This is a genomic window from Bacillus sp. BC08 (genome assembly GCF_054326875.1).
The window spans coordinates 196,730-205,731 of sequence record NZ_JBTGPA010000030.1 but is presented as its reverse complement, the minus strand read 5'-3'; the positions used below and the strand labels follow the sequence as shown (position 1 = coordinate 205,731).

Below are 9,002 nucleotides of genomic sequence, written 5' to 3'. Positions count from 1 at the left end.
ATGGCAGAGAGGTCACACCCGTTCCCATACCGAACACGGAAGTTAAGCTCTCTAGCGCCGATGGTAGTTGGGACCTTGTCCCTGTGAGAGTAGGACGTCGCCAAGCAAAAACCTAAGTCGATTCGACTTAGGTTTTTTTGTGTTTATTTTTATATATCAAATGTCATAATCTATACATTGAATAACCTTAAAGAAGAAAAAGAATGAAAATGAGACTATTTAAAGGAGTAAGTATGAAAAGAGTATAGTTGTTTTTTCATATTGTTCTCCTTATAAATAAAATGAATGTAAACGGTATGCTTTATATTAAAGCATAGGGAATGAGTATATAAACAGTTATGTGTATGATAGATCTTTAGAAATATATATTCTAATTTCTTATCCTTCTTGCATATAGTTACAATTATTCTTTTGAATATAACTAAAACACGAACGTTATTGGTTAGTAATAAAAAAACATTCGATTATTTGTTGACATTGTTTATGAAATATTGTTAATATAGCCATAGAAAGAATAATATATAAGACCTCATATAATCGCGGGGATATGGCCTGCAAGTCTCTACCTAACGACCGTTATTCGTTAGACTATGAGGGAAAGTCACTCGGTATTTTTCTATTCACAAGGGATACGTATGCCTGAGTAGAGCACTTTCTCTCATAGTAAAAGAGAAACTGTTCTATTTCAGGCTTTTTTTATTTGAATCGGGGGGATTCTAATATGAAATCACTAGTTGGAGTCATAATGGGAAGCACGTCAGACTGGGAAACAATGAAATATGCTTGTGACATTTTAGATGAATTAAATATACCGTATGAGAAAAAAGTTGTATCAGCTCATCGGACTCCGGATTATATGTTTGAATATGCAGAAACGGCTCGTGAACGTGGATTGAAAGTTATTATTGCTGGAGCTGGTGGAGCAGCGCATTTACCGGGAATGGTTGCAGCGAAGACGAATCTTCCTGTAATCGGAGTTCCAGTTCAATCAAAAGCGTTAAACGGCTTAGATTCATTATTATCCATCGTCCAAATGCCAGGAGGGGTTCCGGTTGCAACTGTTGCAATTGGTAAGGCTGGTTCAACAAATGCTGGTTTACTTGCTGCACAAATACTTGGATCATTCCATGATGATATACATGATGCATTAGAATTGAGACGAGAAGCAATTGAAAAAGATGTGCGCGAAGGTAGTGAACTAGTATGACGAGAATCATTTTACCTGGAAGAACAATCGGCATTATTGGAGGCGGCCAGCTTGGAAGAATGATGGCATTGGCAGCTAAGGAGATGGGATATAAAATTGCTGTTTTAGATCCTACAAAAAATTCACCATGTGCACAAGTTGCTGATATTGAAATTGTTGCATCATATGACGATTTAAAAGCAATTCAGCATTTAGCAGAGATCAGTGATGTCGTCACATATGAATTTGAGAATATTGATTATAGATGTTTACAATGGCTAGAAAAACATGCTTACTTACCGCAAGGCAGTCAGTTGTTAAGTAAAACGCAAAATCGTTTTACAGAAAAGAATGCAATTGAAAAAGCGGGATTACCAGTAGCAACGTATAGATTGGTTCAAACGCAAGAGCAGCTTACTGAAGCAATCGCCGAGTTATCATATCCTGCCGTCTTAAAAACAACGACAGGTGGATATGATGGGAAAGGGCAAGTTGTTTTAAGAAGTGAAGCTGACGTTGATAAGGCGCGAGAGCTTGCAAATGCAGCAGAGTGTATTTTAGAGAAATGGGTGCCTTTTGAAAAAGAAGTATCAGTTATTGTCATTCGTAGTGTAAGTGGTGAAACGAAAGTATTTCCGGTAGCGGAAAATATTCATGTAAATAACATTTTGCATGAATCTATCGTTCCAGCTCGCATTACAGAAGAACTTTCTCAAAAAGCAATTGCTTATGCAAAGGTGCTCGCGGATGAACTAGAACTTGTGGGAACACTAGCGGTAGAGATGTTTGCTACAGCTGATGGTGAGATTTATATTAATGAATTAGCACCAAGACCTCACAATTCAGGCCACTATACACAGGATGCATGTGAAACGAGTCAATTCGGTCAACATATTCGAGCAATCTGTAATTTACCTCTTGGAGAAACAAATTTGTTAAAACCAGTTGTCATGGTAAACATTTTAGGCGAACATATAGAAGGGGTCCTAAGACAAGTGAATAGATTAACCGGGTGCTATTTACACTTGTATGGAAAAGAAGAAGCAAAAGCGCAGCGAAAAATGGGGCATGTTAATATTTTAAATGATAATATTGAAGTCGCTCTAGAAAAAGCGAAGAGTTTGCATATTTGGGACCATCAAGAACAACTGTTGGAGGGAAAAAGATGATTAGTCGTTATACACGCCCAGAAATGGGTGCAATTTGGACGGAAGAGAACAAATTTAAAGCGTGGTTAGAAGTTGAGATTTTAGCTTGTGAAGCATGGGCTGAGCTTGGCGATATTCCAAAAGAAGATGTTAAAAAAATTCGTGAGCATGCATCATTTGATATTGATCGTATTTATGAAATTGAAAAAGAGACACGTCATGACGTAGTTGCATTCACTCGTGCTGTATCAGAAACACCAACATTAGGTGAGGAACGTAAATGGGTTCATTATGGTTTAACATCTACAGACGTAGTAGATACAGCGTTATCTTACATCTTAAAACAAGCGAATGAAATCATATTAAAAGACTTAGAAAACTTTGTAAGCATTTTAGCTAACAAAGCGAAAGAGCATAAATACACGATCATGATGGGAAGAACACACGGTGTTCATGCAGAACCAACAACATTTGGTTTGAAACTTGGTCTTTGGTATGAAGAAATGAAACGTAACGTAGAGCGTTTCAAACAAGCTGCTGATACAGTTCGCGTTGGTAAATTATCTGGTGCGGTTGGTACATACGCAAATATCGATCCATTCGTAGAAAAGTATGTTTGTGAAAACTTAGGATTAGAAGCAGCACCAATTTCAACACAAACATTGCAACGTGATCGCCATGCTCATTACATGTCAACACTTGCACTAATTGCAACATCTATCGAAAAGATGGCAGTTGAGATTCGTGGTTTACAAAAGAGTGAAACACGTGAAGTTGAAGAAGCTTTCGCAAAAGGCCAAAAAGGTTCTTCTGCAATGCCACATAAACGTAATCCAATCGGATCAGAAAATATGACTGGTTTAGCTCGTGTTATCCGCGGTTATATGATGACAGCGTATGAGAATGTTCCATTATGGCATGAGCGTGATATTTCTCACTCTTCGGCAGAACGCGTAATTTTACCAGATGCTACAATCGCATTAAATTACATGTTAAATCGCTTTGGTAATATTGTTAAAAACTTAACTGTATACCCAGAGAATATGAAACGTAACATGACAAGAACATACGGCTTAATTTACTCTCAGCGTGTAATGCTTACATTAATCGACAAAGGTATGGTACGTGAAGAAGCTTATGATATCGTACAGCCTAAAGCGATGGAAGCTTGGGAAACACAAGTACAATTTAAAGAGCTTGTAGAAGCTGATGAGCGTATTACGAGCAAGTTAACACAAGAAGAAATTAATGAATGCTTCAACTATGAGCATCATATGCAACACGTTGATACCATCTTTGAACGCCTTGGGTTAAACGAAGCGTAAAATTTCATATGGCACAGAATAGAGTCATTCTGTGCCATTCTTTATAAAAACATTATTCACATTTTTCAAACTACAGGGGGCTTGCGAAATGCAAAAGCTAGAATTGCTGTATGAAGGTAAGGCAAAAAGAATTTATCGTACAGAATCAGCAGATATGGTTTGGGTAGAGTATAAAGATAGTGCGACTGCTTTCAATGGGGAGAAAAAAGAGACGATTACAGGAAAAGGTCGTTTGAACAATGAGATTACAACTTTATTGTTCAGAAAGTTACAAGAAGTAGGAATTAAAACACATTTTGTTGAGAAGTTATCTGAGATAGAGCAACTTGTTAAAAAAGTGAGTATTATTCCTTTAGAAGTTGTCACAAGAAATGTAATTGCAGGAAGTCTTTCAAAACGATTAGGAATGGAAGAGGGAACTGTACTTGCAGAACCAATCGTAGAATTTTACTTCAAAGATGATGATTTAGGAGATCCACTTGTAACGGAAGATCATATTCGTGTATTAAACGTTGCATCGCCAGAGCAAGTAAGCGTATTACGAGAAATGGCTCTACAAATCAATCAAGTGTTGATTGATCATTTCGCAAGCTGTCGTGTAAGATTAGTAGATTTCAAATTAGAGTTTGGTGTAACGGAAGAAGGAGAAATTATTTTAGCAGATGAAATTTCACCAGATACTTGCCGTTTATGGGATGAAACGAGCAATGAAAAGTTTGATAAAGACGTATTCCGTCGCGATCTTGGAAATTTAACAGATGCTTATGAAGAGATTTTAAAACGTTTAGGGGGAATTTCACATGTATAAAGTTAAGGTATATGTAACATTAAGAGAAAGCGTATTAGATCCACAAGGAACAGCGGTAAAAGGAGCACTTCATAGTCTTTCATTTACAGAAGTACAAGACGTTCGAATCGGAAAATACATGGAACTAACAATTGATAAATCGGTATCTGATCTTGACGCAAAGGTAAAAGAAATGTGTGAAAAACTATTAGCAAACGTTGTAATGGAAGACTTCCGTTATGAAGTTGAGGAGGTTGTCGCACAGTGAAATTTGCCGTAATAGTATTTCCAGGTTCGAACTGTGATGTTGATATGTTCCATGCAATTAAAGATGAGCTCGGCGAAGAAGTAGATTACGTTTGGCATGATACAGAGAATTTAGATGAATATGATGCAATTTTACTACCAGGTGGATTCTCTTACGGTGACTACTTACGCTGCGGTGCTATTTCTCGCTTTGCGAATGCAATGAAAGCAGTGCAAAAAGCTGCTGAGCAAGGAAAGCCGATTTTAGGTGTATGTAATGGATTCCAGATTCTTGTTGAATCAGGATTACTACCAGGAGCGTTAATGAGAAACGAAAACTTAAAATTTATGTGTCGCACTGTTCAGTTGCGTGTTGAAAATAATGAAACGATGTTTACATCACAATACGAAAAAGATGAAGTAATCAATATTCCAATCGCGCATGGTGAGGGTAATTATTATTGTGATGAAGAAACGCTAAAAAGACTAGAAGAGAATAATCAAATCGCATTCCGTTACGTAGAAAATCCGAATGGAAGCGTTTCAGATATAGCTGGTATTGTGAACGAAAAAGGAAATGTACTTGGTATGATGCCACACCCAGAGCGTGCTGTAGACGAATTACTTGGCGGTGCTGAAGGGTTAAAAGTCTTTCAATCTATCTTAAAACAGTGGAGGGAAACATATGTCGTTAATGCTTGAACCAAATCCAACACAAATTAAAGAAGAGCGCATATATGCGGAAATGGGGCTAACAGACGAAGAGTTTGCCATGGTTGAAAAGATTTTAGGCCGTCTGCCAAATTATACAGAAACAGGATTATTCTCTGTTATGTGGTCTGAACATTGTAGTTATAAAAATTCAAAACCAGTACTTCGAAAATTCCCAACAACAGGTGAGCGCGTTCTGCAAGGACCTGGGGAAGGTGCTGGAATTGTAGATATCGGTGATAATCAAGCGGTTGTATTTAAAATGGAAAGTCATAATCATCCTTCTGCTATTGAACCATATCAAGGAGCAGCAACAGGCGTTGGTGGTATTATCCGTGACGTATTCTCTATGGGAGCACGCCCAGTAGCTCTATTAAACTCACTTCGCTTCGGTGAATTACAGTCACCACGTGTGAAATATTTATTCGAAGAAGTAGTAGCAGGGATTGCAGGATACGGTAACTGTATCGGTATTCCGACTGTTGGCGGCGAAGTACAGTTTGATCCATGTTATGAAGGAAATCCACTTGTAAATGCAATGTGCGTAGGCTTAATTAACCACGAAGATATCAAAAAAGGGCAAGCGCACGGTGCTGGAAATACAGTAATGTACGTAGGAGCATCAACTGGTCGTGACGGTATTCACGGTGCAACATTCGCATCTGAAGAGTTATCTGAAAGCTCAGAAGCGAAGCGTCCAGCAGTTCAAGTAGGAGATCCATTTATGGAGAAACTTCTGATTGAAGCTTGCTTAGAACTTATTCAGTCGGATGCACTTGTTGGAATTCAAGATATGGGTGCGGCTGGTTTAACATCATCTTCTGCAGAAATGGCAAGTAAAGCAGGAATGGGTATTGAAATGTACTTAGATGATGTACCGCAGCGTGAAACAGGAATGACAGCATATGAAATGATGCTATCTGAATCACAAGAACGTATGCTAATCGTTGTGAAAAAGGGTAGAGAGCAAGAAATAGTAGATTTATTTGAGAAGTATGGTCTTGCAGCCGTTACGATGGGGAAAGTAACGGAAGACAAAATGCTTCGCTTATTCCATAAAGGTGAAAAGGTAGCTGAAGTACCAGCAGATGCTCTTGCAGAAGAAGCGCCAATCTATCATAAACCATCAAAAGAAGCAGCATACTTTGCTGAATTCCAGGCAATGAAAATGGAAACACCAAAAGTAGAAAATTATAAAGAAACGTTATTTGCTCTATTACAACAACCGACGATTGCAAGTAAAGAGTGGGTTTATGATCAATATGATTATCAAGTTCGCACAAGCACAGTTGTTACACCAGGTTCAGATGCAGCAGTTGTACGTGTACGCGGTACAGAAAAAGGATTAGCAATGACGACAGATTGTAACTCTCGCTACATTTATTTAGATCCAGAAGTGGGCGGTAAAATTGCAGTAGCAGAGGCAGCACGTAATATCGTATGTTCTGGGGGAGAGCCACTTGCAATTACAGATTGCTTAAACTTCGGTAATCCAGAAAAACCAGAAATCTTCTGGCAAATTGAGAAATCAGTAGATGGTATGAGTGAAGCTTGTCGTACATTACAAACGCCAGTTATCGGCGGAAACGTATCAATGTATAACGAACGTAGTGGTGAAGCAGTATATCCAACACCGACAGTTGGGATGGTTGGACTTGTACACGATTTAAAACATGTAACAACACAAGAGTTTAAGCAAGCTGGCGATTTAGTTTATGTAATTGGAGAGACGAAAGCTGAGTTTGGTGGAAGTGAATTACAGAAAATGATTCACGGTAAAATTTTCGGTCAATCACCAAGCATCGATCTAGATGTAGAATTAAAGCGTCAAAAACAAGTATTAGCAGCGATTCAAGCTGGCCTTGTTCAATCTGCTCATGATGTTGCAGAAGGTGGTTTAGCAGTTGCGATTTCAGAAAGTGCAATTGGTACTAACGGCTTAGGTGCTACTGTGAAATTAGATGGAGAAGCAACAGCCGTATTATTTGCTGAATCACAATCTCGCTTCGTTATAACTGTAAAACGTGAAAATAAGGAAGCGTTCGAGAAAGCGGTAGAAGCAATTCAAGTTGGAGAAGTGACAAATACAAATGAAGTAACAATTCATAATGAAGAAAATGAAGTATTACTTACAGCAAATGTAGATGAAATGAGAAAGGCTTGGAAAGGGGCAATCCCATGCTTGCTGAAATAAAGGGGTTAAATGAAGAATGTGGCGTTTTTGGAATTTGGGGGCATGAAAATGCAGCACAAGTTTCGTATTACGGATTGCATAGTTTACAGCACCGTGGACAAGAAGGCGCAGGAATCGTCGTAAATAATGGTGAGAAAATTGTCGGTCACAAGGGGTTAGGTTTAATATCGGAAGTATTTTCAAGAGGAGAGCTAGAAGGCTTAAACGGAAAATCAGCAATTGGACACGTAAGATATGCGACAGCTGGCGGAAGTGAAGTTGCTAACGTTCAACCATTATTATTCCGTTTTTCTGATCATAGTATGGCATTAGCTCATAACGGAAACTTAATTAATGCAAAAATGCTTCGCCGCGAATTAGAAGCAGAGGGAAGTATTTTTCAAACAAGTTCAGATACAGAAGTACTTTTACATCTTATTAAACGTAGTACGAAAGATTCCTTAATTGAGAGTGTAAAAGAGGCTCTAAATAAAGTGAAAGGTGCGTTTGCATATCTTTTACTAACTGGAAATGAAATGATCGTTGCGCTAGATCCGAATGGATTCCGTCCTCTTTCAATTGGAAAGATGGGGGATGCTTACGTTGTAGCATCGGAAACATGTGCTTTTGATGTAGTAGGTGCAACATACATTCGTGATGTAGAACCAGGTGAACTACTTATCATCAATGATGAAGGAATTCACGTAGATCGTTTTACAAATGAAGTAGATCATGCAATTTGTAGTATGGAGTATATTTACTTTGCGCGTCCAGATTCTAATATTGCAGGTATTAACGTCCATGCAGCACGTAAAAATATGGGGAAACGTTTGGCGGCAGAAGCTCCTATTGAAGCTGATGTTGTTACTGGCGTGCCAGACTCTAGTATTTCTGCAGCAATTGGTTATGCGGAGGCAACAGGTATTCCATATGAGCTAGGATTAATTAAAAATCGTTACGTTGGACGTACGTTTATTCAACCTTCTCAAGAACTGCGAGAGCAAGGGGTTAAGATGAAGCTTTCAGCAGTAAGAGGTGTAGTTGAAGGAAAACGAGTTGTTATGATTGACGATTCTATCGTAAGAGGAACAACGAGTAAACGAATTGTTCGCATGCTTCGCGAGGCTGGAGCGACAGAAGTTCACGTAAGAATTGCGTCACCACCTCTGAAATATCCATGCTTCTATGGCATTGATATTCAAACGAGAAAAGAATTAATTGCAGCAAATCATACAGTAGAAGAAATTCGTGAAATAATCGGTGCAGACTCATTAACATTTTTAAGTGAAGATGGATTAGTAGATGCAATTGGACGTCCATATGAAGGGAAATACGGCGGTCTATGTATGGCGTACTTCAATGGAGATTACCCAACAGCTCTTTATGATTATGAGCAAGAGCTTTTAGAAAGTATGAAATAAGAAGA

Annotated in this window: 8 protein-coding genes, 1 rRNA gene and 1 riboswitch; all 9 genes read left to right on the top strand. The window is 38.4% G+C overall.

What is annotated here, in order from left to right:
• A 5S ribosomal RNA gene (gene rrf / locus ACXVYO_RS10625) occupies positions 1 to 106 on the top strand; the annotation flags it as partial.
• A 403-nt stretch (positions 107 to 509) separates the two neighbouring features.
• Positions 510 to 611: riboswitch (purine riboswitch) on the top strand.
• 110 nt (positions 612 to 721) lie between these two features.
• A complete protein-coding gene (gene purE, locus ACXVYO_RS10620) occupies positions 722 to 1,207 on the top strand; it encodes a 5-(carboxyamino)imidazole ribonucleotide mutase (protein ID WP_000839367.1) in 486 nt (161 codons plus the stop codon).
• A complete protein-coding gene (gene purK, locus ACXVYO_RS10615) occupies positions 1,204 to 2,355 on the top strand; it encodes a 5-(carboxyamino)imidazole ribonucleotide synthase (protein WP_458466950.1) in 1,152 nt (383 codons plus the stop codon). The genes purE and purK overlap by 4 nt, the downstream gene beginning before the upstream one ends.
• Positions 2,352 to 3,659 (top strand): adenylosuccinate lyase, encoded by a 1,308-nt coding sequence (gene purB / locus ACXVYO_RS10610; RefSeq protein WP_000625687.1) that lies wholly within the window; start codon positions 2,352 to 2,354, stop codon positions 3,657 to 3,659. Before purK ends, purB begins: the two co-directional genes overlap by 4 nt.
• Before the next feature lie 88 nt (positions 3,660 to 3,747).
• Entirely contained in the window at positions 3,748 to 4,467 is a 720-nt protein-coding gene (purC, locus tag ACXVYO_RS10605) for a phosphoribosylaminoimidazolesuccinocarboxamide synthase (RefSeq protein ID WP_063261859.1), read from the top strand.
• On the top strand, positions 4,460 to 4,714 hold the full coding sequence (gene purS, locus ACXVYO_RS10600; RefSeq protein ID WP_000278820.1) for a phosphoribosylformylglycinamidine synthase subunit PurS: 255 nt from the start codon (positions 4,460 to 4,462) through the stop codon (positions 4,712 to 4,714). Before purC ends, purS begins: the two co-directional genes overlap by 8 nt.
• Positions 4,711 to 5,394 carry a phosphoribosylformylglycinamidine synthase subunit PurQ gene (gene purQ / locus ACXVYO_RS10595; protein ID WP_048375606.1) on the top strand — a complete coding sequence of 228 codons (684 nt, stop codon included), beginning with the start codon at positions 4,711 to 4,713 and terminating at the stop codon, positions 5,392 to 5,394. The genes purS and purQ overlap by 4 nt, the downstream gene beginning before the upstream one ends.
• Positions 5,378 to 7,597, top strand: coding sequence for a phosphoribosylformylglycinamidine synthase II (purL, locus tag ACXVYO_RS10590; RefSeq protein WP_458466949.1), 2,220 nt, complete (start codon positions 5,378 to 5,380; stop codon positions 7,595 to 7,597). The genes purQ and purL overlap by 17 nt, the downstream gene beginning before the upstream one ends.
• Complete coding sequence (purF, locus tag ACXVYO_RS10585; protein WP_000879028.1) at positions 7,582 to 8,997, top strand: amidophosphoribosyltransferase; 1,416 nt, start codon at positions 7,582 to 7,584, stop codon at positions 8,995 to 8,997. Before purL ends, purF begins: the two co-directional genes overlap by 16 nt.
• Positions 8,998 to 9,002: the final 5 nt, after the last annotated feature.